Origin of the sequence: Variovorax sp. J22G73, assembly GCF_030317035.1 — a bacterium.
In the GTDB taxonomy this organism is placed as follows: Bacteria; Pseudomonadota; Gammaproteobacteria; order Burkholderiales; family Burkholderiaceae_C; genus Variovorax.
Map to the genome: position 1 here is coordinate 204670 of NZ_JASZYK010000009.1, position 25644 is coordinate 230313.

The window sequence follows — 25644 nt, forward strand, 5'->3', positions numbered from 1 at the left end:
CTTCAGCCCTTCTGAAGCCGCTCGATGGCCATGGCCAGCGCCGCCGGCTTGCCCGACAGCACCAGCGTGTCGCCGTCCGACAGCACCGTGTCCCCGGCCGGCGTGCGCGGCTGGCCGTCGAGGCGGCGCAGGCTGGCCACCCGCACGCCCAGCGTGGGCAGCGCGATGCCTTCCAGCGTCTGACCGATGGCGCGCGCGCCGGCGCTCAGCGTGAAGCTGTTGAGCCGCTCGTGGTTGATCTCGTCGGCGTTGTCGTCGTCGGCGCCGTGGAAGTAGCCGCGCAGCAGGTTGTAGCGCGCGTCGCGCTGGTCTTGCACCACGCGGATCACGCGGCGCATCGGCACGCCGACCAGCGCCAGCGCATGGCTGGCGAGCATCAGCGAGCCTTCGATGGCCTCGGGCACCACCTCGGTGGCGCCGGCGGCCTGCAGCTTCTCGAGGTCGTGGTCGTCCTGGGTGCGCACGATGACCGGCACATGCGCCGCGTGGGCGCGCGTGTTGGCCAGCACCTTCATCGCGCCCGGCACGTCCAGGTAGGTGACCACCACCGCGCTGGCGCGCGCCAGGCCCGCGGCCATCAGCGCCTGCAGCCGGGCCGCGTCGCCGAACACCACCGAGTCGCCGGCGGCGGCGGCCTGGCGCACGCGGTCGGGGTCGAGGTCCAGCGCCATGTAGGGAATGCCTTCGCGCTCCAGGATGCGCGCCAGGTTCTGCCCGCAGCGCCCGTAGCCGCAGATGATCACGTGCCGGGCGGTGTTGATGGTCTTGCGCGCGATGCTCGTCATCTGCAGCGACTGCTGCATCCAGTCGCTGGCCACCAGCTTTCGCACGATGGTGTTGCTGTACATGATGATGAACGGCGTGGCCAGCATCGACAGCACCATCGACGCCAGCACCGGGTTGGCCAGCCAGGGCGGCAGCAGGCTGCGCTCCTGCGCCAGCGTGAGCAGCACGAAGCCGAACTCGCCGGCCTGCGCCAGGTACAGGCCGGTGCGCAGCGACACGCCCGAGGTCGCGCCCAGCACCCTGGCCAGCACCGTCACCAGGCCCAGCTTGAAGGCCAGCGGCACCAGCAGCAGCACGCCCACCAGCAGCCAGCGCTCGACCACGATGTGCCAGTCGAGCGACATGCCCACGGTGATGAAGAACAGGCCCAGCAGCACGTCGTGGAAGGGGCGGATGTCGGTCTCGACCTGGTGCTTGTATTCGGTTTCCGACACCAGCATGCCCGCGATGAACGCGCCCAGCGCCAGGCTCAGGCCGGCCAGCTCGGTCAGCCAGGCCAGGCCCAGCGTGACCAGCAGCACGTTGAGGATGAAGAGCTCCTCGCTGCGCCGCCGCGCCACCAGCGTGAGCCACCAGCGCATCACGCGCGGGCCGCCGTACAGCAGCACGCCGATGAGAAAGCTGGCCTTCAGCAGCGCGAAGCCCAGCGCCTTGGCCAGCGCCTCGGGTGGTGCGCCCAGCGCCGGAATCAGCACCAGCAGCGGCACCACGGCCAGGTCTTGAAAGAGCAGCACGCCCATCACGCGCTTGCCGTGCTCGCTTTCGAGTTCGAGGCGCTCGGCCATCAGCTTGACCACGATGGCGGTGCTGCTCATGGTGAGCGCGCCCGACAGCGCCAGCGCTGTTTGCCAGCCCAGCCGCCAGGCCGGCGGCAACTGCGTGGCGATCAGCAGCGCGCCGACCGTGGCGACGGTCATGGTCAGCAGCACCTGCAGCAGACCGAGCCCGAACACGTGCTTGCGCATGGCGCGCAGCTTGGGCAGGCTGAACTCCAGCCCGATCACGAACATGAGGAACACCACGCCGAACTCGCCCAGGTGCTGGATGCCTTCGGTGTTCTGCGCCAGCGCGAAGGCGTGCGGCCCGATGAGCACGCCGGCCGACAGGTAGCCGAGCATCGGCGGCAGCTTCAGCGACCGGCATGCGACAACGCCGATCACCGCGGCCAACAGATACAACAGCGTGAGATCGAACGAAGACATAGGCGTTGATGCTAGAGCAATGTCCGTGCCCCGGGCTTCGCCCGGGCATGGGATGTCCCTGAGTTGGCCGGCCCGTAAAATCAGAAAATGAGCTCCCGCCCCGCCCCGGCCCCCGTGGTCGACCCCGACGCGATCCTCGCGCGGGCACGCCTGACTTTCGACATCGAAGCCGAAGCCGTTCTCGGCTTGAAGAGCCGCGTCGGCCCGAGCTTCGTCGAAGCCGTGCGCAAGATCCTCGAGGTGCGCGGCCGCGTGGTCGTGATGGGCATGGGCAAGAGCGGCCACGTGGGCCGCAAGATTGCCGCCACCCTCGCCTCCACCGGCACGCCGGCGATGTTCGTGCACCCGGCCGAGGCCAGCCACGGCGACCTCGGCATGATCAAGGCGGTCGACCTGGTGCTCGCCATTTCGAACAGCGGCGAGGTCGACGAACTCACCGTCATCCTGCCGGTCGTCAAGCGCCAGGGCGTGCCCCTGATCGCCATGACCGGTCGCCCCGAATCCACCCTGGCGCGCCACGCCGACATCGTGATCGACGCAGGCGTGGCCAAGGAAGCCTGCCCGCTCAACCTCGCCCCCACCGCGAGCACCACCGCCCAGATGGCGATGGGCGACGCGCTGGCCGTGGCACTGCTCGACGCGCGCGGCTTCGGCTCCGAAGACTTCGCGCGCTCGCACCCGGGCGGCGCGCTCGGGCGCAAGCTGCTCACGCACGTGAGCGACGTGATGCGCTCTGGCGACGAGGTGCCGCGCGTGCCGCCCACGGCGACCATCAGCGAGCTGATGCGCGCCATGAGCATCAAGGGCTTCGGTGCCGCCGCGGTGGTCGAGCCCGACGGCCGCGCCGCGGGCATCTTCACCGACGGCGACCTGCGCCGCCTGATCGAAGCCGGTGCCGACCTGCGGAGCCCCAAGGCCGCGGAGGTGATGCACCACAACCCGCGCACCATCCGCGTGGACGCGCTGGCGGTGGAAGCCGCCGAGCTGATGGAGCAATGCGGCATCACCCGCCTGTTCGTGATCGACGGCGCGGGCGTGATCGTGGGCGCGATCAACACCAACGACCTGATGCGCGCGAAGGTCATCTGATGGCGCTCGACTTCCAGGCCGAGACCCTCATCGCCGCGCAGGACGTGCGCATCGTTTTCTTCGACATCGACGGCGTGCTGACCGACGGCGGCGTGTACTTCACCGAGCACGGCGAGACGCTCAAGCGCTTCAGCATCCTCGACGGCTACGGCCTGAAGCTGCTGCGCAAGGCGGGCATCGTGCCGGCGGTGATCACCGGGCGCGACTCCAAGCCGCTGCGCGTGCGCCTGGAGGCGCTGGGCATCGAGCACGTGCGCTACGGCACCGAAGACAAGCTGCCCGCCGCGCAGGCCATGCTCGACCAGCTGGGCTTCACCTGGGCGCAGGCCGCCGCCATCGGCGACGACTGGCCCGACCTGCCCGTGCTCGCGCGCGTCGGCTTCGCGGCGGCGCCGGCCAACGCGCACGCCGAAGTGCGCGGCATCGCACGCTACGTGACCCAGGCGCGCGGCGGCGAAGGCGCGGCGCGCGAGCTGTGCGACCTGCTGCTCACGGCCTGCGGCCAGTACCGCGCCATGCTCGACGCGGCACTGGGCCGCAGCGATCACCGGGACCCGAACACATGAACAACGTGAAACGCGCATGGGGCATGGTGCGCGACGTGCTCGATCGCACCACGATCTACCTGCCGATCATCCTGACGGCGGCCGTCGCGCTCGGCACCTACTGGCTGGTGCGCAACGCCCCCAAGCTGCTGGAGCCCACGGCCAAGGCCGCGCCCACGCACGAGCCCGACTACTTCATGCGCGATTTCGTCATCAAGAACTTCCTGCCCAACGGCGACCTGAAGAGCGAGCTGCACGGCACCGAAGGCCGCCACTACCCCGACACCGACACCATGGAAGTCGACCAGGTGCGCGTGCGCTCGGTGTCGCCCGAGGGCCTGGTGACCCGCGCGACGGCCAACCGGGGCCTGTCGAATTCCGACGGCAGCGAGATCCAGCTCTTCGGCAACGCCATCGTCATCCGCGACCCGGCCGTGGCGCCCAACGGCACGCCGCTGCCGCGCCTGGAGTTCCGTGGCGAGTTCCTGCATGCCTACGTGGACACCGAGCGCGTGACCTCCAACAAGCCCGTGACGCTCATTCGCGGCACCGACAAGTTCACCGGCGACACGCTCGACTACGACAACCTGAGCGGCGTGGCCAACCTGAACGGGCGTGTGCGCGGGGTTCTGATTCCGTCGGCCGCCGCCGGCCCGGCACCGGCGAAGAAGCGCTGAAGATGGCTGCATCTCCCCTTGTTTTCATCACCGGCGCATCGAGCGGCATCGGCCAGGCCATGGCCGCGAGCTTTCATGACGCGGGCTACCGGCTGGCGCTGGTCGCACGCCGCACGGCGGAAATCGAAGCGTGGGCGCAGGCACGCCACATCGGCGCGGACCGCTACCGCATCTACAGCGCCGACGTGGCGCAGATCGACAGCATCGTGGCCGCCGGCAACGCCTGCATCGCGCAGCAGGGGCTGCCGGACGTGGTGATCGCCAATGCCGGTATCAGCGTGGGCATCGACACCGCCGAGCGCTCCGACCTCGACGTGCTGACGCAGACCTTCGCCACCAACAACGTGGGGCTGGCGGCAACCTTCCATCCCTTCGTGAAGGCGATGGTGCAGCGCGGCAGCGGGCGGCTGGTGGGCATCGGCAGCGTGGCGTCCATTCGCGGGCTGCCGGGGCATGGCGCGTACTGCGCGAGCAAGGCCGGCGTGGTGGCTTATTGCGAAAGCCTGCGTGGCGAGCTGCACGGCAGCGGAGTCAAGGTGGTCACGCTGTGCCCGGGCTACATCGACACGCCGCTCACGCAGGGCAACCGCTACGGCATGCCCTTTCTCATGCAGCCGCAGGACTTTGCCGCCCAGGCGCTGCGGGCCATCGAATCGGGCACCAGCTACCGCGTGATTCCGTGGCAGATGGGCGTGATCGCCAAGATCATGCGCATGCTGCCCAATGCCGTGCTCGACCGGGCGGTGCAGGGGCGCGGGCGCAAGAAGCGCAGCGGGGAAGCCTGAAGCCAGGCTGCGCGCTGCATCGGGCCGAACGAAGCGGCCCGCCCATGAAAAAAGGCTCCCGAGGAGCCTTTTGTCTTTTTGTGCGTTGGAGTTGCAGGGCTCAGTAGCCGCTGTTGCCGCCGCCGCCGTAGCCACCGCCACCACCGCCGCTGCGACCACCGCCGCCACCGCCACGGGGGCCGGCGCCGTAGGGGCTGCGGAAACCGCCATCGCCACCACCGCCGCCGCCACCACTGCGGCCACCGCCGCCGCCGTAGCCGCCACCACCGGAACGGCCACCGCCGCCACCGCTGCGATCGCCGCCACCACCACCGTAGCCACCACCGCCGCCGCCGTAGCCACCGCCACCACCGCCGCCATAACCGCCGCCGCCACCACCATAGCCGCCGCCACCGCTGCGCGGGGGACGTGCCTCCATGGGACGTGCTTCGTTGACGACGACGCTGCGGCCGCCCAGGGGCTGGCCGTTCATGCCGTTGATGGCTGCCTGTGCTTCCGCGTCACTGCCCATCTCGACGAAGCCGAAGCCCTTCGAGCGGCCGGTATCACGTTCCATCATGACCTTGGCGCTGGTCACCGCGCCGAACTGCCCGAAAGCCTGTTCGAGATCTCCATCGCGCACCGAGTAAGGCAGGTTGCCCACGTACAGTTTGTTGCCCATCAAGGGACTCCTATAAACACACACCAAGAAAAGCGATGGAGTCCCGAAAGCATCACTCAAACGAGAGCCGTCGAGTCGCGCGAAACTGACCGATCACCGAACTGTCTCCCCACCAAAATGAAGAGGGAGGCTCGTGCATTATGGGTGAAATATTTGAAAAGCAAGCGGGAATTTGCGTCTTGAGGTAGCACCTGTGAAAACGCCTGGAAAGCTAGCGTTCGCTTACAAAAACTAAGAATGCGCGGGCACTGCCTGTAGAATTCCGCCCGTCATTGGGGAGTAGCCGCCTTCCGATCTGCGAGAAGGGCCCGCGTCAACAGACTTGTCCTGCCCCACACGGGACATGGCGCGTGCAGTGAACACACCTGGCGAGACCTTTGACCATGCAATTTCGGAAATATGGCCGAAGGGTTGCATGGTCAATTGCGTCCTTCGGCCCAAGGAACCCCACGTCATCATGGAAGCTTTTCTCGTTGCAACCGGCGTAGTTGCGCTCGCCGAAATGGGCGACAAGACCCAACTCCTGGCCCTCTTGCTCGCAGCCCGTTTCAGGAAACCCTGGCCCATCGTGCTCGGCATCTTTGCCGCCACCATCATCAACCACGCGCTCGCGGGCGCGGTCGGCAACTACATCACGCGCTGGCTCGGGCCCGAGGTGCTGCGCTGGATTCTTGGCGGCTCGTTCATCGCCATGGCGGTGTGGATGCTCATTCCCGACAAGCTCGACGACGACGACGCCCCGGGCGTGTCGAAGTTCGGCGTGTTCGGCACCACCGTCATCGCCTTCTTCCTGGCCGAGATGGGCGACAAGACGCAGATTGCCACCGTCATGCTGGCCGCGCGCTTCACGCACGACTACTTCTGGGTGGTGGCCGGCACCACGCTGGGCATGATGCTGGCCAACGCGCCGGTGGTATGGCTGGGCGAGAAGATCGTGCGGCGCGTGCCGATCAAGCTGGTGCACGCCATCTCGGCGGCCATCTTCCTGGTGCTGGGCGTGATCATGATCGTCGGCTGGTAGTGGCTGCCCATTGAAGGACGGGGCGATATACTGCCCCTCGCGCCGATTTGCTACAGCTTGCGGGCGCTTTATAAATCCAGCTAAAGACAGGCGCGGCAGACCCGGCTCGTTTTTGGCGAGGCCGGGTTTTTTCATTCATGTCGTCCTTGTCTTCCGTGTCGTCATCTCCACCCTTGGTCGTCACCCCGCAGTCGATGCAGTTCGCGGGCCCCCTGGCCTTGCGCAGCGGCGCATCGATCAGCGACTACACGCTCGCCTACGAAACCTACGGCACCCTGAACGCCGACCGCAGCAACGCGGTGCTGGTGTGCCATGCGCTCAACGCCTCGCACCACGTGGCCGGCGTGTACCAGGGCCAGGCCCGCTCCGAGGGCTGGTGGGACAACATGGTGGGCCCGGGCAAGCCGGTGGACACCGAGCGCTTCTTCGTCATCGGCGTGAACAACCTCGGCTCCTGCTTCGGCTCGACCGGTCCGATGCACGTCAACCCCGCCACCGGCCGCGTCTACGGCGCCGACTTTCCGGTGGTCACGGTCGAAGACTGGGTCGACGCCCAGGCCGTGCTGCTCGACGCGCTCGGCATCCAGACCCTGGCCGCGGTGATGGGCGGCAGCCTGGGCGGCATGCAGGCGCTGTCGTGGACGTTGCAGTACCCGCAGCGCGTGCGCCACGCCGTGGTGGTGGCCAGCGCGCCCAACCTCACGGCCGAGAACATCGCCTTCAACGAGGTGGCGCGCCGCGCCATCGTGACCGACCCCGACTTCCACGGCGGCCACTTCTACGAGCACGGCGTCGTGCCCAAGCGCGGCCTGCGCATCGCACGAATGATCGGCCACATCACCTACCTGAGCGACGACGTGATGAACGCCAAGTTCGGCCGCATCCTGCGCAGCGCCGTCGAGGGAGAAGCGGCGGCGCTCGACTACCGCTACTCCACGCAGGACGTGGAGTTCCAGATCGAGAGCTACCTGCGCTACCAGGGCGACAAGTTCAGCGAGTACTTCGACGCCAACACCTACCTGCTGATCACCCGTGCGCTCGACTACTTCGACCCCGCGCGCAGCCACGGCGGCCTGCTGAGCACCGCGTTCGCGCGGGCCACGGCCAAGTTCCTGCTCGTGAGCTTCAAGACCGACTGGCGCTTCTCGCCCGCGCGCAGCCGCGAGCTCGTGAAGGCGCTGCTGGACAACCGCCGCAACGTGAGCTACGCCGAAATCGACGCGCCGCACGGCCACGACGCCTTCCTGCTCGACGACGTGCGCTACATGGGCGTGGTGCGCTCCTACTTCGAGCGCGTGGCCAAGGAGTTTCAATGAGCGATCTCGACCACCAGCGGCTCATCGCCGAACTCGTTCCCCAGGGCTCGCGCGTGCTCGACCTCGGCTGCGGCGACGGCGCCCTGCTCGACCTGCTGCAGCGCGAGCGCGGCTGCACCGGCTACGGCGTGGAAATTGCCGACGGCAACGTGCTGCAGTGCATTCGCCGCGGCGTCGACGTGATCCAGCTCAACCTCGACGAAGGCCTCGCGATGTTCGACGACGCCTCGTTCGACGTGGTGCTGCAGATCGACACGCTGCAGCACTTGCGCAATGCCGAGGTGATGCTGCGCGAGACCGCGCGCGTGGGCCGCACCGGCATCGTGGCCTTCCCCAACTTCGCGCACTGGCCCAACCGGCTGAGCATCGCGCGCGGCCGCATGCCCGTGACGCGTCGGCTGCCCTACCAGTGGTACGACACGCCCAACATCCGCGTGGGCACCTTCAAGGACTTCGAGGTGCTGGCCGGCAAGAACAACCTGCGCGTGCTCGATGCCTTCGGCCTGCAGAACGGGCGCGACGTGCGCTGGCTGCCCAACGCGCGCGCCAGCACGGCGGTGTTCAGGTTCGAGCGCGGCGGCAGCTGAGCCCGCTTCGCCGCCCGCGATGAGCTTCACGCTGGCAGGGCCGGTCCACAGCGACCTGCTCATCAAGAAGAGCCGCTTCATCGGCTGCGTGCAGCCGGTGGCCGACCGCGCGGCCGCGCTGGCCGTGGTTGCTTCGCTGCGCGCCGAACACCCGGCGGCCGCGCATGTCTGCTGGGCCCTGATGGCCGGCGGCCAGTCGGCCGCGAACGACGACGGCGAGCCCGGCGGCACCGCCGGCCGGCCGATGCTCGAGGTGCTGCGCCACCAGCAGGTCGAAGGCGCGCTCGCGACGGTGGTGCGGTATTTCGGTGGCGTGAAGCTGGGCGCGGGCGGCCTCGTGCGGGCCTACACCGATGCGGTCGCGCAGGCGCTGCTCGGCACCACGCTCGTGCCGCTGGTGCGCCTGCGCAGCGTGCGCTGCACGGTGGCCTATGCGCTCGAGGGGCTGGTGCGCAGGGAGCTCGCCGCGGCGGGCGCGGTGCTCGAGAGCGTGGCGCACGGCGACGACGTGGCCTTCGCCTTTTCGCTGCCCGAGCCCGATGCGGATGCGTTCATCGCTCGCCTCGGCGACGCTGCGCAAGGGCGCGCCGCCTGGCCGCGGGAGTGATGCGCTTGGCCGGCACGGCAGGCACCGCAGGTGGGGGCGGCGTCATCGACAGGATGCCGCGCGAGGCAATCGGCACGGACACCGATCCAGACCCGGGCAGCGCTTCGTCGTCGGGCCCACGCCGCGCCATCTCGGCCGTCACGATGCCGGTCGGCACCGCCAGCACGCCCCAGCCCAGCAGCATCATCACCGAGGCGATCGCGCGGCCCAGGTCGGTCTTGGGCACCAGGTCGCCGAAGCCCACGGTGGCCATGGTCGAGATGGCCCAGTAGATGGCCACCGGAATGCTGGTGAAGCCGTGCTGCGGCCCTTCGACCACGTACATCAGCGTGCCCATCACCAGCACCACCAGCATCACGAAACCGACGAACACCGTGATCTTGCGGCGGCTCGCATGCACCGCCGACACCAGCGCGCGGTACTCTTCCGAGTAGCGCGACAGCTTGAAGATGCGGAACACCCGCAGCAGCCGCAGGATGCGCACGTCGATCAGGTACGCGAGCCCCGGCGTGAGCACCGCCAGGAAGGTCGGCAGCAGCGCGAGCAGGTCGATCACGCCGTAGAAGCTGCCCGCATAGCGCGCGGGCCGTTTCACGCACAGCAGCCGACCGATGTACTCGAGCGTGAAGAGCGCGGTGAACACCCATTCGAGCACGCCGAACACATGGCCGAAGCGCAGATGGATGGCCTGCACGCTGTCGAGGATGACCACGCCCACGCTGGTGACGATCACCGCGATCAGCATCAGGTCGAAGAGCCGCCCCAGGCGCGATTCCGATTCGAAGATCACCGAGAACAGGCTGCGGCGCCAGCCGTGCTCGGGCTTGCCGAAACGCGCGTCGCCAAGGGCCGCGTCGGGCGCGATGGCCGCGGGGATGTTGGCGGAGATCGATGCTGTATTGCGCGAGGGGGTCGTCATCTGCCTTGGTTTCGGGTCTACTGGAAAGCCATTGTCGGCGGCGTATATCGTCTTACTCGGTTACGCCTCTTGCGCAATGAAGTACGGCAGGCCGCAAGTGCGTTCTTACGATAGTCCCTTTCCTTGAGGAGCTCCCCATTGGCTACACAGTCCCCCTTCTTCGGCAAGCGTGACCGAGACACCGATTCTTTGAACTCCCGCCCCGCTCCGCTGGTCGGCGCAGGCACCAATCTCTCGGGTACCCCCGTCAATCCCTCGTCGCTCACTGCGCAGCAAGGCGGCCTGAACGCGGCAGCCGCCGCACCCGTCGCCAAGGAAGGCGGCAGCAAGCTCACCGTCGGCCCGAACATCAAGCTCAAGGGCGTGGAAATCACCGATTGCGACACGCTCGTGGTCGAAGGCCTGGTCGAAGCCACCATGGATTCGCGCCTGATGCAGATCGCCGAACAGGGCGAGTTCAAGGGCTCGGCCGAAATAGACATCGCCGAGATCCGCGGCGTGTTCGACGGCAGCCTCACCGTGCGCGAGAAGCTCGTCATTCATTCGACCGGTAAGGTCACCGGCAAGATCCGCTACGGCAAGATCGTCATCGAAGAAGGCGGCCAGCTGTCGGGCGAAATCAGCTTCGGCACCAAGCCGTCGCTGCAGGCCGCGGCCTGACCCGACCCGGCTCCCGCAGCTCCGGGCTTCAGGGCTCGGGCGGGGTCCACCCCAGGCGCTCCAGCAAGGCACCGGCCGCGGCCGGTGCTTTTTCTTTGGCGCCATTGATGAAGTACACGAACACGTCGCGCTTCTTCGGCGACGCGGCCCAGCCCTTCGCGCGCTCGGCCCAGGTGTCGAGCGCCTTCGGCGCGTAGCCGGCCTTGAGCTTGGCGTCGGCCATCATCAGCCGCGCATAGGCCACGTCCCCTTCGGGCTCCTCGAACGACGGAAACTTGTCGGCGTCGGTGAACACCGTCGACACCTTGTGCTTCTTCGCGAGCGCCTTGTATTCGGGGGTGATGAAGCTCTCGTGGCGCACGTCCATCACGTGGCGCAACACCCGGCTGCCCTCCTTCTTCGGCAGCAGCTGCAAAAAGGCCTCGAAGTCTTCCGCGTCGAACTGCTTGGTCGGCATGAACTGCCACACGATGGGCCCCAGCTTGTCGCCGAGCTCGGCCACGCCGCTGTCGATGAAGCGCGTGATCGATTCGCCCGCGCCCGAGAGCAGCTTGCGGTTGGTGGCGAAGCGCGAGGCCTTCAGCGAGAACACGAAGTCGGCCGGCGTGTCGTCGTGCCACTTCTTGAAGGTCTCGGGCTTGAAGGTGCTGTAGTAGGTGCCGTTGACCTCGATGGCGCTGACCTTGCGGCTCGCGTAGTTCAGCTCCTTCGCGTGCGCCAGGCCCTTGGGGTAGAAGTTGTCGCGCCAGGGCTCGTAGGTCCAGCCGCCGATGCCCGCCTTGATGTTTGCCTTGCTCACATGGCCCTCCCGGTTTGAGATCGCCCGCACTCTACGGCTACACGCGCGCGCGTCAAGGCGCAAAATGCGTTTTTTTCGTCACCCCGCGGAGAACCCCCCGATGAACGCCCCCCTGCACCGCGAAATGCCCGCCGGCACGCTCGACGCCGCACGCGCCCTCTCCGATGTCACCGCCCAATGGGACGGCGACATCGTCAAGCAGCTCACCGACTACATCGCCATTCCGTCCAAGTCGCCCGGCTTCGACAAGGACTGGCTGGCCAACGGCTACCTGGAGACCGTGCTGCGCAACGCCGCGGCCTGGGTCGAGGCGCAGAAGGTCGAAGGCCTGAAGCTGGAAATCGTGCGCCTCGAAGGCCGCACGCCGGTGCTGTTCTTCGAAGTGCCGGCCTCCGGCACCGCCATGGACGAGACCGTGCTGATGTACGGCCACCTCGACAAGCAACCCGAATTCACCGGCTGGCGCAACGACCTCGGCCCGTGGACGCCCAAGTACGAAAACGGCCTGCTCTATGGCCGCGGCGGCGCCGACGACGGCTACGCGGTGTATGCCAGCGTGGCCGCGCTGCAGGCGCTCAAGGCGCAGGGCGTGGCGCACCCGCGCATCGTCGGCATCATCGAGACCTGCGAGGAAAGCGGCTCCTACGACCTGCTGCCCTATGTGGACGCGCTGCGCCCGCGCCTGGGCAATGTCGAGCTGGTCATCTGCCTGGACTCCGGTGCCGGCAACTACGACCAGCTGTGGCTCACCACCTCGCTGCGCGGCATGGCCAGCGGCACGCTGAAGGTCGAGGTGCTCACCGAAGGCATCCACTCAGGCGACGCCTCGGGCCTGGTGCCTTCGAGCTTTCGCATCATGCGGCAGGTGCTCGACCGGCTCGAGGACAGCGCCACCGGCCGCCTCCTGCCCGCCAGCTTCCACTGCGAAGTGCCCGCCGACCGCCTGGCGCAGGCCAAGGCCACCGCGGCCATCCTCGGCGACGAGGTGTACAAGCGCTTTCCGTGGGCGCACTACGACTGCGGCGGCTCGACCATGTTCGCCCTGCCCACCACCACCGACCCGGTGGAAGCGCTGCTCAACCGCACCTGGAAGCCCACGCTGTCGGTGACCGGCGCCGAAGGCTTTCCGGCACTGAAGGACGCGGGCAACGTGCTGCGCCCCTACACCGCCTTCAAGCTGTCGCTGCGCCTGCCCCCGCTGGTCGACGCGGCCGAGACGGTGCAAAAGCTCAAGGCGCTGCTGGAAGACAACGCGCCCTACCAGGCCCGCGTGACCTTCGAGAGCGGCGGCGGCGCCACCGGCTGGAACGCTCCGACCATCACCCCGTGGTTCGAGGACGCGCTGAACAAGGCCTCGCGCGCGCACTTCGGCGCCTCGTGCGGCTACATCGGCCAGGGCGGCACCATTCCGCTGATGAACATGCTCAGTGCCGGCTTCCCCAAGGCGCAGATGATGGTCTGCGGCGTGCTCGGCCCGAAGAGCAACGCGCACGGCCCCAACGAGTTCCTGCACGTGCCCTACGCCAAGAAGCTGACGGCCGCCGTGGCCGAGGTGATTGCCGCGCTGCCGGTGGCGCACAGCGCCGCCGCGGCCGAACCCGCTGCCGCTTGAGCGACCCCCTGCCCCTGCCGCAACGCGTGTCGCTGTCCACCCCGGACGGCGAGACGCTGGTGCTGCGCCGCCTGCCAGCATCGAGTGCATCGAGTGCATCGAGTGCATCGGGTGCATCGGGTGCACACAGCTCGGCCCGGGCCGTCATCGTGGTGGTCCACGGGCTCGGCGAGCACGCGGGCCGCTACCACGCGGTGGCCGAATGCCTGCACGAATGGGGCTTTGCCGTGTGGGCGCACGACCACCACGGCCATGGCGAATCCAGCGGCGCGCGCGGCGGCCTGCCCAGCGAGCTGCGGCTGGTCGACGACCTGGCGCTGGTGATCGACGATGCGCGCCGGCTGAACCCCGGCGTGCCGCTGGTGGTGCTGGGGCACAGCCTGGGCGGACTGGTCGCGGCAAGCCTGGTCGCGCGCCACGTGCGGCCGGTCGATGGGCTGGTGCTGTCGTCGCCGGGGCTCGACCCGGGCCTGAGCGGCGTGCAGAAGGCGCTGCTCGCGGTGCTGCCGCGCATTGCGCCCAACCTGCGCGTGGGCAACGGGCTGGACGACAACTACCTCTCGCACGACCCGGCCGTGGTGCAGGCCTACCGGGACGATCCGCTCACGCACGACCGCATCGGCAGCCGGCTGGCGCGCTTCCTGGCGAGCGAAGGCGCCACGGTGCAGCAGCGCGCCGCCCACTGGCCCGTGCCGACGCTATTGCTCTACGCGGGCGACGACCACCTCGTGCGGCCCGTGGCGAGCCGGGCATTTGCCGCGGCCGCCGCGCCCAGCGGCATGGTCGAGGCGCACGGCTTCGACACGCTGTACCACGAGATCTTCAACGAGCTCGACAGCGAGCCGGTCTTCGCGGCCCTGCAGCGCTGGCTCGACGCGCGCTTTCCACCCGCCTGAACGCAGGGCCGCGCCGGCGGGTCAGGCTGCTTCGCGGATCACGCGCTGCAGGTCGCGCTCGATCTCGCTGAAGGCGATCGGCGGCAGGTCGCCCAGCGTGCCCCTGTTTGCTTGAATGGTGTCGGTGGCCTGTGTGGCCCGGGCGGAATCCGTGCCGTCCAGCGCCACCGCGCGCACCGTCTGCAGCGCCTTGCCGTCGGGCACGTCCTGCACGAACCAGCCCTCTTCCAGCTGCACGCACAGCCGCCGCCCGCCGGGCAGCGCCTTGTTGAAGCTGTCGACCATGCCGCCCTCGCCCACCTCGCGCAGCCAGCCGCGCGACTCCAGCCCCATGAGAGCGGCGTTCGACACCTGCCGGCCCGCCCACTGCGGGAGCTCGCGGCGCATGCGCAGCGAGGGGTCGAGCGCGAAGGTCTGGCGCGTCAGCTGCTCGAAGGGCTGCATGATTTCGTAGTCGGCCAGCACCGCGCTCCAGGCGGCGGCCAGCGCTGGGTCTTTCGCGGCCAGCTCCAGCGGATGCGGCAAGCCGATGCGCGCGCCCTCGGGCAGCTTCACCGGGTCGTCCTGCAGGTCGCTCAGCTCGCCCTCGGCGCTCACGCGGAACGTGCCTTCGAGCCGGTTCGACGCGTCGAACAGCCCCCACACCAGCGGCCGGCTGAACACGCGCAGCACCGGGTGGTTCGCGAAGAAGGGCATGAACTCGTCTGCGCTCCAGCGGCGCTGCGCGCACATCGCCGCCTCGAGCCGAAGCAGCTGCGTGGTGGCGACGGTCTTGGCCAGCTTGCGCAGCTCCTTCAGCTGCGTGGTCGCGGCGGCGGCCTTGCCGGGCTCGTCGTTCGCGCCGGGCTTGGGCAGGGTCTTCAGCGCCTTGCCGCGGGCGTCGTGCACCACGGGCTGGAAGTGGTCGTCCATGCGCACTTCGAAAGTGCGCGGGCCGAAGTCGAGCGTGAGCCGCGCGCGCGCGTCCAGGCCCAGGTCGGGCACGGTGCGGTCGGCCAGCTGGTCGAGGCTCAGGCCGCGCTGCTCGGCCACCTCGCCCAGCATGCGGTCGGCGCGGGTGCGCAGGTCGTCGTAGCGAGTCTGGCGCGCCAGCTCGGCCAGGTGCATGAGCGCGGCGTCGCTGCCGATGTCGCCCAGCATCGCCATGGCGTCGTAGGCGCGCACGCGGTCGAGCGCGGCGCGCCACTGGCGCAGCAGGCCGTAGAGCTGGCGGGCCGTTTCGTCGTCGCCCAGGCGGCCCTGCAGCGCGAACATCCAGCGCTCCTTGCTCGGGCGGCCGTTGCCGATCCACCAGGCCAGCAGGGCGCGGCCGAAGCGCGCGAGCGAATCGGGCGCCAGCGCGTCCAGCAGCGCGGGCAGCCCCGGGTAGGGGGCGTCGGGCTTGCCGAGCATCATCGCCATCAGCACGTCGGGCACGCAGGCCTGCGGCAGCGCGTGGCCGCTGTTCTTCAGCAGCAGGCGGGGCAGCGCCGCGAGCGGCAGGGTCTTGGGCAGCGCCGGCAGCTCGTCGGGCAGCAGCTCTTCGGGGGCGATGGCCAGCAGCGTGGCAACCGCGGCCGCGGCCTCGCTGCCGTAGGCTTCGGCCTGGCGGTGCACGGCATCGGTGTTGCCTTCGGCGTGCAGCCAGCGCAGCGCGGCTTGCGCCGCCTCGTGCGCCGGGCCGGGCTCGCCCAGCGCCGCGGGAATGAGCCCGCGCGCCGCGGTGTCGGGGTAGCGGGCCAGCCATGCGGCGGCCTCGCGCCGCACCCAGCGGTTGGTGTGGAAGCCCCTGGCGATCCAGCCGGCCAGCGGGTCCCATTCGATGGCCGAGGCCAGCTCGAACATGGCGCGCGCGCCGTGCTTGAGGTAGTGCGGCAAGGCCGGCAGCGCGGCGGTGCCGAAGTGATGCAGCACCGGGCGGATGCGCGACGCGTCGCTCAGCGCGTGCAGCAGCGCCGGCCCCTGCGTGAACACCGCCATGGCCAGCTGCGCCGGCAGCTGCCAGATGTAGTCGGCGGTCGACCAGGCCGTGCCGGGCGGGTCGCCGAAGTCGTCCGGCTGCATGTCGGCACCATTGGCGCCGTCGGCGATGTCGTCGATGCGCTCGGGCCGCACGCCGAGCATCCACAGGGCCTTGCGCACGCGGGCGCCATCGCCCTGTGCATCGCGGACAGCCTCTGGCGCCTTCGGCTCATTGCGCGCGAAATTCTTCACCTGCTCGTCGGAGCGCGCGCGCAGCGCCCGCACTTCCTGCGCCAGCCAGTCGTCCGACGCGTCGCCGGTGGCCTGCTGGTACTGCGGCGGCGGCAGGCCGGCCCAGTGCAGCGCGGCGGTCGCGGGCAGCGGCTGCAGGGCCAGCGTGGGAACCACCGGCAACGCCTGCCGGTTCTTCCACGGCGGGCGGCGCAGCAGCGCGGGCCAGGCTTCGGGGGCGGCGTCGGTCACGCCGTCGGCGCTGTCTTCCTGCAGGCGCGCGAGCGTCTTGCGCTGGCTGTCGTCGCAGGCTGCTTCCAACGGCGCTTGCCAGTCGGGATTGGCGGCCAGCAGCTCCAGCACGAGCGCGGCACCGGCCTGGTGGCGCGCCGGGTTGGCCGAGAGCAGTTCGCGCAGCACGAACAGCGGCCAGCGCGCGGCCTGCTTGGCCAGCGCGGTCTTGCAGTCGATCTGCTTGACCTGCGTCACGAAGAAGCGCACGACCGCCGCGTCGTGGATGGCCAGCAGGTCGGTCACGGCCTCCTTGTGCGGCGAGGGCTCGAAGAACAGCTCGGCCGCTGCGGCGCCATGCATCTCGAGCATGCGCAGCCGCGCGGCGCGGGGCGGGTAGAAGCTGGCGCGGTGGCGGCGGTAGAAGTCGAGGCTGTCGGCCAGGCTGCGCTCGGTGGACAGCAGCCCGCCGCAATGGCCGCAGGCCCGGTCGTTGAAGCGCGCGAGCGACTCGCGCATGCCCTTGGTCCAGCGCACGCTGCCATCGGGCTGTGCATGCAGGCCGCTCTTGCCTTCACTGCCTGCCTTGCCTTCGGTGCTTTCAGTGCCTTCAGTGCCTGTCCCTGCCTTCGATTTGCGACCCACCGCCATGCCATCCTCCCTCGAACTGATGCGAGCGGCATTGTCGGCCAAGGCCGCGCGGGCAAAAAAAAGCGCCCTCGCGGGCGCTCGAATCCTGGAGAGAGGCGTCAGCCTTCAGGGTTGCTTGCCCTGGAGCAGCCCGCTGAGCGAACCCAGCAGGTCTTCATGGTTGCCCAGGCCCTGCTCCGGCACCTTGCCGTGCGGTGTGAGCTGGTCGATGAGCGCGGGCAGCATGGTCGCGAGCATCGGCAGCAGCGTTTGCGCATTGATGCCCAGCTTGGACGCGATGGCGGCAATGGTGTCGCCGCCCAGCGCGTTCTGCAGCTGGTCGCCCGAGACCGGCTGGTTCTCGCCCTTGCCGATCCACGAGTTGATGACGCTGCCCAGGCCGGCCTGCTCGAACTTCGAGACCAGCCCGCCCAGGCCACCCTGCGCGCCATTGTTCGCAAGCAGGCCGCCCAGCGCCCCTGCGATGCCGCCGAGATCGCCCAACCCACCGAGGCCGCCGAGGCCTCCGCCTTGGGGCTGCTGCTGTGCAGCGCCTCCCAGCACTTGACCGAGTACCGAATCGAGCAATCCCATGGCCGTTTCCTTGGTGTGTGACAGAACCGCCAACATTGTTAAATGCGGCGGCGCTTAAGTGGAAAGTTGCACAGGCACTTTCGAACCGGCAACGTGACAAATTACTTGGTACGCGCCACGCGTTTGGGCAGCAGTGCGGGGCTGATGCCCTGCACGCCCACCAACCCGAGCACTGTCACCAGCGAATTCTGCGCGCCTTTCCAGGCGTCTGTCACGTCGATGGACTCGGCCAGCGAATGGAATCCCGAGCCCTTGCCGCCGCCGCCGACGATGATGGCCGGAATGCCCAGCGAGATCGGCACGTTGGCGTCGGTGCTGCCGCCGCGCAGCATCGTCTTGTGGCCGAAGGCCGCGTTCGATCGCGTGGCGGCCTCGACGATCACCGAGTCGGGCGGCGTGCGGCCGCCGGGCCGGTCGCCGATGAGGCGGGTGCTGGCGCTCAGCGAATTCACGTTCCAGCGCCTGTTTTCCTCGGCCACCGCCTCGTCGATGGCGGCCAGGATCTTCTTTTCGGTGTCCAGCAGCGCGCCCATGTCGTCCGAGCGGATGTCGATGGCCATGCGCGCGTCCGGCGCGATGGTGTTGACCGAGGTGCCGCCGCCCACGGTGCCGACGGTGAACGTCGTCTTGGGGAAGCTCGGCGTGCGCACGTCGGCGATCTTGGCGATGGCGCGGCCCATGCCGTGGATGGCGCTGGGCACCAGGCCGAAAGCGCCGAAGCTGTGGCCGCCCGGGCCCTGGAATGTGACCTCGTAGCGGTGGCTCGCGGTGCCCAGCACCAGCACCGCGCCCGGCGGCGAGGGCTCCAGCCCGACCATGCCGTCGATGTCGAGGTGGTCCCTGAAGATCGCCTTCATGCCGCGCAGGTTGCCCAGCTCTTCCTCGCCCACGTTGGCCACGAACAGCAGGTCGCCCACGGTCTGCACCTTGTTGTCGTTCAAGACCTTGAGCCACGACAGCAGCACCGACAGACCGCGCGTGTCGTCGCCGATGCCGGGGGCGTACAGGCGGCCGTCGCGCTCCTTCACCTTCACGTCGGTGCCGGCGGGGAACACGGTGTCGAGGTGGGCCGACACGAGCAGCCGGGGCCCGTTGCCCGTGCCCTTGCGCAGGCCGACCACGTTGCCTTCGGCATCGATCTTCGCGTGGCCCAGGCCGAGCGCCTTCATGCGGGCGAGAAAGGCCTCGGCGCGCTTGTGCTCCTTGAAGGGGGGCGCCTCGATCTCGGTGAGCATCTTCAGGTCTTCCACCGAGCGCTCGTGGTCGGCCTTGACCGCTTCGAGCAGCTTCTGGATGGCTGGCGAGGCCATCAGCTGCGTGTAGGCCTTGTCGACTTCAGGGCTGACTTGCGTGGGCGTGGGGGCGACAGCGGGACTTTGCGCCAGCGCGGCAGGGGCCGCGCACAGCATCGACAGAACGAAAGGGGCGAGGCAGGGGGCAAGGCGCAAAGCGCCCGGCAGGCGGGACATGGGGCAAAAGTCCTTCTTTTGTTTTAAAGAGGTAACGATTGTTTCCCAAGCCTTCGGCGCGCGCGTTGCGGAAAACACTCGTTTTTCGCCCTCTGTTCGGCGCTTGGGCTGCGCCTGGGCCGCTGGCCCCGCAAGTCGCAAGCGGCTCAGAGCCCTGCGAGCGACACCAGCGCGGCCAGCGCCGCCGTTTCGGCGCGCAGCACGCGGGCGCCCAGGGTGACCGGCGCGAAGCCGCGGCCGATGGCCTGCTGCTCCTCGGTGCCGCTCAGGCCGCCTTCAGGGCCGCTGAGCACGAGCGCGCCGTGGCTCTCGGGGACCTGCACCGCCGGCATGGCGCGCGTGCCTTCGGCCAGGCTCAGCACCAGGCGCACGGCGTTCGAGCTGCCCTGGGCGTCGATCCAGCCTGAAAACGACTGCACCGGGTGGATCACCGGCACGCGGTTGCGGCCGCACTGCTCGCAGGCCGCGACCGCAATGGCTTCCCAATGCGCCCGCTTCTTGTCGGCGCGCTCGCCCGACAGGCGCAGCACGCCGTGCGCGGTGGCCAGCGGCTGGATGCTCGCAACGCCCAGTTCGGTGGCTTTCTCGACCAGCCAGTCCATGCGCTCGTTGGCCGGCATGCCGACCACGAGGTGCACCGCACGCGGTGCCTCGCGCTCGACCGCCAGGTGGGCACCGACCACGACCGCGACGTCGCTGCGGCCCATGCGCTCGACCGTGGCGGCGTACTCGCCACCCGCGCCGTCGAACAGGGTGAGCGCGTCGCCGGGCTGCATGCGCAGCACCTGCACGTGGCGCGCGGCGCCGGAAGGCAGCGCCAGGCTGGCGCCGGCGGTCAGCGGCACGGAACAGTGAAAACGCGGCATGCTATTGAATATGTAGCGAAAGGCGCCCGCTGGGGACGCGTTCGGCGGGCATGGCGGGCATTGTGGGCATCACACCCGGCCGTAGGCAAAGCCGGTGAGCGCCGAAGTGCCCTCGACCTCGTCGATCACGCGCACCAGCGGCGTCAGCTCCATGTAGCGCCCGGCGGTGGCGCGGATGTAGGCGATGAAGCGCGGCGTGTCGGCCAGGTACTTGGGCTTGCCGTCGCGCAGCGTGAGCCGCGCGAAGATGCCAGCCACCTTCAGGTGGCGCTGCAGGCCCATCCACTCGACCGCGCGGTAGAAGGCGCCGAAGTCCTCGTCGACCGGCAGGCCGGCCTTGCGCGCCGCGGTCCAGTAGCGGATGGTGATGTCGAGCACGAACTCCTCGTCCCAGCTCAGGAAGGCGTCGCGCATCAGGCTGGCGATGTCGTACGTGATGGGGCCGTACACGGCGTCCTGGAAGTCGAGCACGCCCAGCGCGGGGGCCCCACTCACCATCAGGTTGCGCGGCATGAAGTCGCGGTGCACGTACACGCTGGGCGAGGCCAGGTTGCTGTCGACGATGAGCTTGAAGCTGCGCTCCAGCCGTTCCTTCAGCTTGCCCTCGATGGCAACGCCGCGGTGCCGGCCGATGTACCACTCGGGGAACAGCGCCAGCTCGCGCTCGAGCAGCGCGCGGTCGTAGGGCGGCAGCACGCCGGGCCTGGACGACAGCTGCCACTTGATGAGCGCGTCGATGGCCTGGTCGTAGAGCGGGCGGCTGGCGTCGGGGCGGGCTGGGTCGAGCACGTCCAGCATGGTCTGGCGGCCCAGGTCGTCGAGCAGCAGGAAGCCGTTCATGCGGTCCCAGTCGAGCACCTGGGGGGCCAGCACGCCGGCCTCGGCCATCAGCTGGGCGACCTGCACGAACGGATCGCTGTTTTCCTTGTCCGGCGGGGCGTCCATCACGATGCGGGTGGGGGCGGCCGGGTCGGTGGTGTCGACGCGAAAGTAGCGCCTGAAGCTCGCGTCGGCCGAGGCGAGCCGCACCGTGTCGGGCAGCAGCCGCTGGGCCGGCGCGATGCCCGCCAGCCAGGTCCGGAACACGTCGGCGCGCTGCGGATCGGTCCAGGCGATCGGCTCGGCAGACAGTTCGGCAAACGGCTCGGCGGGGTGCGGGGCGGGGCTCGGGGCCGAGTTAGGGGCCAATGAGGCCGGGGGCGAGGGTGCTGTCATGGATAATCGATTCTACAAATCCGCCTGGCGCGGCAACCCCTCGCGGCCGGCTTCCGGCCGAGCCGGGTCGCCGCCGGCCCCTGCAACCCGCCGGCTTGCCGCGCCGTCCCCCGACGAATCTTTCGTTCCGAACCGATGCCTACGACCCAACGCCTTCACGCTTGGCACCTTGTGCGCTCGCTGCTTACCCCCGGGGAGTCGCCTGCTTTCCTCGGAACGGCCGGGCGGGAGGCTTGATGAGCCGACGCGTTCGAGGTGCCGCCGTGCGGCGTTCCAGCCCGCCACTGCCGTTGGCGCTGCTGTCGCTGGCCCTGATGCACGCGCACGGCGCGTCCGCGCAGACCGTGCCTGGCGTGTCCGCGCAGCCCGCCGCCGGCGCGTCCTCGCAAACCGCCGTCGGCGTCGATGCGCCGCTCACCCTCAAGCGCACGCCGCTGCTCACCGAGGTGGTCCCACCCGCCGAGCGCGGCCAGCTGCCCAGCCTGGTCACCGGCGACCGCATCTCCGGTCGCCCCGACCTCGACACCGTGGTCGAGGGCAACGCCACGCTGCGCCGCGGGCCGGTGTCCATCACCGCCGACCGGCTCGAGTACTACCAGCCCGATGACCTCGCCAAGGCCACCGGCAATGTGCGCGTGAACCAGGCCGGCAACGTGTACGAAGGCCCCGAGCTGCAGCTCAAGCTCGAGACCTTCGAGGGCTTCTTCAACAACGTGCGCTATCAGTTCCTGGCGAATGAGGCGCACGGCGAGGCGCAGCGCATCGACTTCGTCGACGCCAATGTTTCGGTGGCCCGCCAGGCCACCTACACCACCTGCCGCCGCGAAGACTTTCCCGGCTGGATGCCCGCCTGGCTGCTGACCGCGACCACGCTCACCACCGACACCGAAGAAAACGAAGGCGTGGCCAAGAACGCGCGCCTGAGCTTCATGGGCATCACCACGCCGCCCATTCCGAGCGTGAGCTTCCCGCTGTCGAACGACCGCAAGAGCGGCCTGCTGCCGCCCACCGTCGGCATCGACAACACCAACGGCATCGAGATCGCGCAGCCGTACTACTGGAACATCGCGCCCAACCGCGACGCCACCATCACGCCCACGCTCATGAGCAAGCGCGGGCTCAACCTGAGCAACGAGTTCCGTTACCTCGAAAAGGAATACAACGGCACCGTTCGCCTCGACCTGATGGGCAGCGACCGCCTCGTGGGCCAGCGCTACAACGAGCTGCGCACCAGCCAGCTGCAGCAGCTGGCGAACGGAGAAATCCAGGCCAAGGACCTGACGAGCGCGCCCAGCAGCAGCAAGCGCTGGGGCCTGTGGCTGACGCACCACCAGGACTTCGACGCCAAGGCGTTCGGCCTGGACTCGCTGTCGGCCAACATCGCGATCAACCGCGTGAGCGACAACGACTACTGGCGCGACTTCACCCGCACGCCTTCGCTCGCGCAGCGCCAGCTGCCGAACGACGCGTCGCTCAACTGGAGCAAGGGCGACTGGAACGGCATGGTCCGCACGCTCAAGTACCAGAACCTGCAGTACAACCTGTCGCCGATCGTGCCTGCGTACGACCGGATGCCGCAGATCACGGCGAACTACAACAAGTACGACTGGCACGGCTTCGATGTGTCGCTCAACCTGGACTACACGCGCTTTCGCGTGAACACCATCCTGAGCGGGCAGCCCGGCTTCGACTTCAACCAGCAGTCGCAGCCCGATGGCGACCGGGCCTCGGCCATCGCGTCGATCAGCCGGCCGTTCATCACGCCCAGCTCGTTCGTCATTCCGAAGCTGATGCTGAACACGGCTTCGTACAACTACTACGTGCCGCAGGCGAACCTGCCGGTTCTCAACGTCAACGGCACGCAGTACATCGGCGGCATTCCCTACAACCCGGCCTCGCTGTATTTCCTGCCGACCTCCAGCAACCGGACGGTGCCCACCTTCAGCCTGGACAGCGGCCTGATCTTCGAGCGCGACGCCAACTACTTCGGCCGCGCCTTCCGCCAGACCCTGGAGCCGCGCGCGTACTACGTGTACACGCCGTACCGCAACCAGAGCATGCTGCCGAACTACGACTCGGCGGCCAACGACTTCAGCTTCGCGACCATCTACACCGAGAACGCGTTCTCCGGCGGCGACCGCGTTTCCGACACCAACGCCCTCACGCTCGGCGTGACCTCGCGCCTGATCGACCCGGCCACCGGCGTCGAGGCGGCGCGCTTCGGCATTGCGCAGCGCCTGCGCTTCGCCGACCAGAAGGTCACGCTGCCCGGCGGCACCCCGGTGACCGACCGCGCGAGCGACCTGCTGCTGGGCGCCCAGATCAACTGGACGCCGAAGTGGAGCCTGGACACGGTGGTGCAGTACAACCCCGACACGCGCAAGTCGGAGCGCTCGGCCGTCAGCGCGCGCTACAACCCCGAGCCGTACCACAACCTGAGCGCGGCGTTCCGCTACCAGGCACCCTCCACCCCCACCGCGACCGACGGCAACAAGTCGTTCGACGTGGGCTGGCAATGGCCCATCAACGACCTGTGGGGCGACAAGGGCAAGAACCTCGGCCCCGGCAAGGGCCAGGGCGGCGGACGCTGGTACGCGGTGGGCCGCCTCAACTACAGCCTGCAGGACAAGAAGCTGACCGATGGCGTGCTCGGCTTCGAGTACGACGGCTGCTGCTGGATCGGGCGCGTGGTGCTGCAGCGCATCACCACGGGCCTGGTGACGGCCAACACCCGCATCATGTTCCAGCTCGAATTCGTCGGCTTCTCCAGCATCGGCTCCAGCCCGATGCAGGCGCTGCGGCAGAACATCCAGCGCTACGAGCCCCTGCGCCAACCGGGCGAGGCACCGAGCCGCTTCACCAATTACGACTGAGTCGACTGACTGAGCTAGCCATGAAAAACATCCGTTCCATCATCACCCTCGGCTGCCTCGCGGCCATGGCTGCAACGTCGGGCGCCCAGGGCTTCCGCTCGGGCGGCGGCATCACGGACATCATGCGCGCAGGCCCGCGCCTCGGCCCGCCCGCGGCACGTCCGGCACCGAGCGCGCCCAGCGCGGCGCCGGTGCAGCGCTCGGCCGAATTCATCGTCGCGCTGGTCAACTCCGAGCCCATCACCAACACCGAGGTGGTCACCCGCGTGGAGCGCCTGCTGAAGGAAAACCCCGACGCCCAGCGCGTGCCGCGCAACGAACTCACGCGCCTCGTGCTCGAGCGCCTGGTTTCCGAGCGTGCGCAGCTGCAGCTCGCCAAGGAAGGCGGCATCAAGGTCGACGACGTGGCGATCGACCAGGCCGAGCAGACCGTGGCGCGCCAGAACGACATCAGCCTGGCCGAGCTGCGTCGCCGCGTGGCCGCCGAAGGCATCGCGCAGCAGGACTTCCGCAACGACCTGCGCGACCAGCTGCTGCTCACGCGGCTGCGCGACCGCGAGGTGGAGTCGAAGGTGAAGGTCAGCGACGTCGAGGCCGACGAATACCTGCGCGACCAGCGCAACGTGTCGGTGAAGAACGCCGCGCTCGAAAACCTGAACCTCGCGCAAATCTTGGTCGCGGTGCCCGAGAACGCCACCGACGCGCAGATTGCCACCGCGCAGCAGAAGGCCCAGGGCCTGGCCCAGCGCGCGCGCGCCGGCGAAGACTTCGCCAAGCTGGTGCAGGACAACTCCGATTCGCCCGACCGCGCCAATGGCGGCGCCATCGGCATGCGCAGCGCCGACCGCTATCCGTCGCTGTTCGTCGAGGCCACGCAGTCGACACCGGTGAACGGCATTGCCGGCCCGGTGCGCTCCAGCGCCGGCTTCCACGTGCTCAAGGTCGTGGCCAAGGCCACCGTGGGTTCGGGCGACGCCACCGTCACGCAGACGCAGGTGCGTCACATCCTGCTGCTGAACGACCCGAAGCGCACCACGGCGCAGGCCGTTGCGCAGCTGGCCGAGTTCAAGCGCCGCGTGCAGGCCGGCTCGGCCGACTTCGCGGGCCTGGCCCGCGACAACTCGCAAGACGCCAGCGCCAAGGCCGGCGGCGACCTCGGCTGGTCGCGCCCCGGCCAGTTCGTGCCCGAGTTCGAGGAAGCCATGGACCGGCTTGCCCCGGGCCAGATCAGCGACCCCGTGGTGTCGCGCTTCGGCGTGCACCTGATCCAGGTGATCGGGCGCCGCGAGGCCAAGCTGAGCCAGGGCGAGCAGCGCGAAGCCGCACGCGCCGCGCTGCGCGAACAGCGCATCGAGGAAGCGCTGAGCACCTGGATGCAAGAGGTGCGCGCGCGCGCCTACGTCGAATTCCGCGAACCGCCGCAGTCCTGATT

The 25644-nt window shown here is 69.1% G+C and carries 22 protein-coding genes and 1 riboswitch; of the genes, 13 read left to right on the top strand and 9 right to left on the bottom strand.

The features are described from left to right. Positions 1 to 2 precede the first annotated feature (2 nt). Positions 3 to 1988 carry a monovalent cation:proton antiporter family protein gene (locus tag QTI51_RS28015; protein WP_116911707.1) on the bottom strand — a complete coding sequence of 662 codons (1986 nt, stop codon included), beginning with the start codon at positions 1986 to 1988 and terminating at the stop codon, positions 3 to 5. 87 nt (positions 1989 to 2075) lie between these two features. Between QTI51_RS28015 and QTI51_RS28020 the strand changes: the two genes are divergently transcribed. The 4 genes from QTI51_RS28020 to QTI51_RS28035 are packed head-to-tail and all read left to right on the top strand — an operon-like array spanning position 2076 to position 5084. Further along, entirely contained in the window at positions 2076 to 3077 is a 1002-nt protein-coding gene (locus QTI51_RS28020) for a KpsF/GutQ family sugar-phosphate isomerase (protein ID WP_116911706.1), read from the top strand. Next, the gene (locus QTI51_RS28025) at positions 3077 to 3643 is read left to right on the top strand and encodes a KdsC family phosphatase (protein ID WP_116911705.1); all 567 of its coding nucleotides are present in this window, start codon (positions 3077 to 3079) and stop codon (positions 3641 to 3643) included. The genes QTI51_RS28020 and QTI51_RS28025 overlap by 1 nt, the downstream gene beginning before the upstream one ends. Next, positions 3640 to 4299, top strand: coding sequence for an LPS export ABC transporter periplasmic protein LptC (gene lptC, locus QTI51_RS28030; protein ID WP_165840418.1), 660 nt, complete (start codon positions 3640 to 3642; stop codon positions 4297 to 4299). Before QTI51_RS28025 ends, lptC begins: the two co-directional genes overlap by 4 nt. Positions 4300 to 4301: 2 nt before the next feature. Further along, complete coding sequence (locus QTI51_RS28035; protein ID WP_116911704.1) at positions 4302 to 5084, top strand: SDR family oxidoreductase; 783 nt, start codon at positions 4302 to 4304, stop codon at positions 5082 to 5084. A gap of 100 nt (positions 5085 to 5184) precedes the next feature. Here the strand turns inward: QTI51_RS28035 and rbp are convergent, their stop codons facing one another. After that, the gene (gene rbp, locus QTI51_RS28040) at positions 5185 to 5745 is read right to left on the bottom strand and encodes an RNA-binding regulator (RefSeq protein ID WP_116911703.1); all 561 of its coding nucleotides are present in this window, start codon (positions 5743 to 5745) and stop codon (positions 5185 to 5187) included. Positions 5746 to 6007: 262 nt separating this feature from the next. Then, positions 6008 to 6186: riboswitch (yybP-ykoY riboswitch) on the top strand. A 16-nt stretch (positions 6187 to 6202) separates the two neighbouring features. On the opposite strand from rbp, the gene QTI51_RS28045 reads away from it, so the two are divergent. The 4 genes from QTI51_RS28045 to QTI51_RS28060 all read left to right on the top strand — a co-directional run bounded on the left by QTI51_RS28045 (position 6203) and on the right by QTI51_RS28060 (position 9276). After that, positions 6203 to 6766, top strand: coding sequence for a TMEM165/GDT1 family protein (locus QTI51_RS28045; protein ID WP_116911702.1), 564 nt, complete (start codon positions 6203 to 6205; stop codon positions 6764 to 6766). A gap of 137 nt (positions 6767 to 6903) precedes the next feature. After that, positions 6904 to 8082 (top strand): homoserine O-succinyltransferase MetX, encoded by a 1179-nt coding sequence (gene metX / locus QTI51_RS28050; protein ID WP_116911701.1) that lies wholly within the window; start codon positions 6904 to 6906, stop codon positions 8080 to 8082. Next, positions 8079 to 8669, top strand: coding sequence for a methionine biosynthesis protein MetW (gene metW / locus QTI51_RS28055; RefSeq protein ID WP_116911700.1), 591 nt, complete (start codon positions 8079 to 8081; stop codon positions 8667 to 8669). Before metX ends, metW begins: the two co-directional genes overlap by 4 nt. A 19-nt stretch (positions 8670 to 8688) precedes the next feature. Next, the gene (locus QTI51_RS28060) at positions 8689 to 9276 is read left to right on the top strand and encodes an IMPACT family protein (RefSeq protein WP_116911699.1); all 588 of its coding nucleotides are present in this window, start codon (positions 8689 to 8691) and stop codon (positions 9274 to 9276) included. Here QTI51_RS28060 and QTI51_RS28065 read toward each other — a convergent pair. Next, positions 9221 to 10195 carry an ion transporter gene (locus tag QTI51_RS28065; RefSeq protein ID WP_116911698.1) on the bottom strand — a complete coding sequence of 325 codons (975 nt, stop codon included), beginning with the start codon at positions 10193 to 10195 and terminating at the stop codon, positions 9221 to 9223. The genes QTI51_RS28060 and QTI51_RS28065 overlap by 56 nt on opposite strands. A gap of 138 nt (positions 10196 to 10333) precedes the next feature. Between QTI51_RS28065 and QTI51_RS28070 the strand changes: the two genes are divergently transcribed. Next, complete coding sequence (locus QTI51_RS28070; RefSeq protein WP_116911697.1) at positions 10334 to 10855, top strand: bactofilin family protein; 522 nt, start codon at positions 10334 to 10336, stop codon at positions 10853 to 10855. 28 nt (positions 10856 to 10883) lie between these two features. Here the strand turns inward: QTI51_RS28070 and QTI51_RS28075 are convergent, their stop codons facing one another. Continuing rightward, complete coding sequence (locus QTI51_RS28075; protein ID WP_116911696.1) at positions 10884 to 11654, bottom strand: DUF72 domain-containing protein; 771 nt, start codon at positions 11652 to 11654, stop codon at positions 10884 to 10886. A 100-nt stretch (positions 11655 to 11754) separates the two neighbouring features. On the opposite strand from QTI51_RS28075, the gene QTI51_RS28080 reads away from it, so the two are divergent. Continuing rightward, positions 11755 to 13266 (top strand): M20 family metallopeptidase, encoded by a 1512-nt coding sequence (locus QTI51_RS28080; protein ID WP_116911695.1) that lies wholly within the window; start codon positions 11755 to 11757, stop codon positions 13264 to 13266. Continuing rightward, the gene (locus QTI51_RS28085) at positions 13263 to 14162 is read left to right on the top strand and encodes an alpha/beta hydrolase (RefSeq protein WP_116911694.1); all 900 of its coding nucleotides are present in this window, start codon (positions 13263 to 13265) and stop codon (positions 14160 to 14162) included. Before QTI51_RS28080 ends, QTI51_RS28085 begins: the two co-directional genes overlap by 4 nt. Positions 14163 to 14183: 21 nt before the next feature. On the opposite strand, the gene QTI51_RS28090 is transcribed toward QTI51_RS28085, so the two are convergent. The 5 genes from QTI51_RS28090 to QTI51_RS28110 form a co-directional block, all read right to left on the bottom strand. Beyond that, the gene (locus QTI51_RS28090; RefSeq protein WP_116911693.1) at positions 14184 to 17216 is read right to left on the bottom strand and encodes a DUF4132 domain-containing protein; all 3033 of its coding nucleotides are present in this window, start codon (positions 17214 to 17216) and stop codon (positions 14184 to 14186) included. A gap of 105 nt (positions 17217 to 17321) precedes the next feature. Continuing rightward, complete coding sequence (locus tag QTI51_RS28095; RefSeq protein WP_116911891.1) at positions 17322 to 17789, bottom strand: YidB family protein; 468 nt, start codon at positions 17787 to 17789, stop codon at positions 17322 to 17324. A gap of 101 nt (positions 17790 to 17890) precedes the next feature. Next, the gene (locus QTI51_RS28100; RefSeq protein ID WP_116911692.1) at positions 17891 to 19258 is read right to left on the bottom strand and encodes a M20/M25/M40 family metallo-hydrolase; all 1368 of its coding nucleotides are present in this window, start codon (positions 19256 to 19258) and stop codon (positions 17891 to 17893) included. A 146-nt stretch (positions 19259 to 19404) separates the two neighbouring features. Then, a complete protein-coding gene (locus QTI51_RS28105; protein ID WP_116911691.1) occupies positions 19405 to 20124 on the bottom strand; it encodes a 16S rRNA (uracil(1498)-N(3))-methyltransferase in 720 nt (239 codons plus the stop codon). Between the two features lie 69 nt (positions 20125 to 20193). Next, positions 20194 to 21339, bottom strand: coding sequence for an aminoglycoside phosphotransferase family protein (locus tag QTI51_RS28110; protein ID WP_116911690.1), 1146 nt, complete (start codon positions 21337 to 21339; stop codon positions 20194 to 20196). A 236-nt stretch (positions 21340 to 21575) separates the two neighbouring features. On the opposite strand from QTI51_RS28110, the gene QTI51_RS28115 reads away from it, so the two are divergent. Both QTI51_RS28115 and QTI51_RS28120 read left to right on the top strand, forming a co-directional pair. Continuing rightward, complete coding sequence (locus QTI51_RS28115) at positions 21576 to 24212, top strand: LPS-assembly protein LptD (RefSeq protein ID WP_116911689.1); 2637 nt, start codon at positions 21576 to 21578, stop codon at positions 24210 to 24212. Between the two features lie 20 nt (positions 24213 to 24232). Continuing rightward, complete coding sequence (locus tag QTI51_RS28120; RefSeq protein ID WP_116911688.1) at positions 24233 to 25642, top strand: peptidylprolyl isomerase; 1410 nt, start codon at positions 24233 to 24235, stop codon at positions 25640 to 25642. The last annotated feature ends 2 nt before the right edge of the window (positions 25643 to 25644 follow it).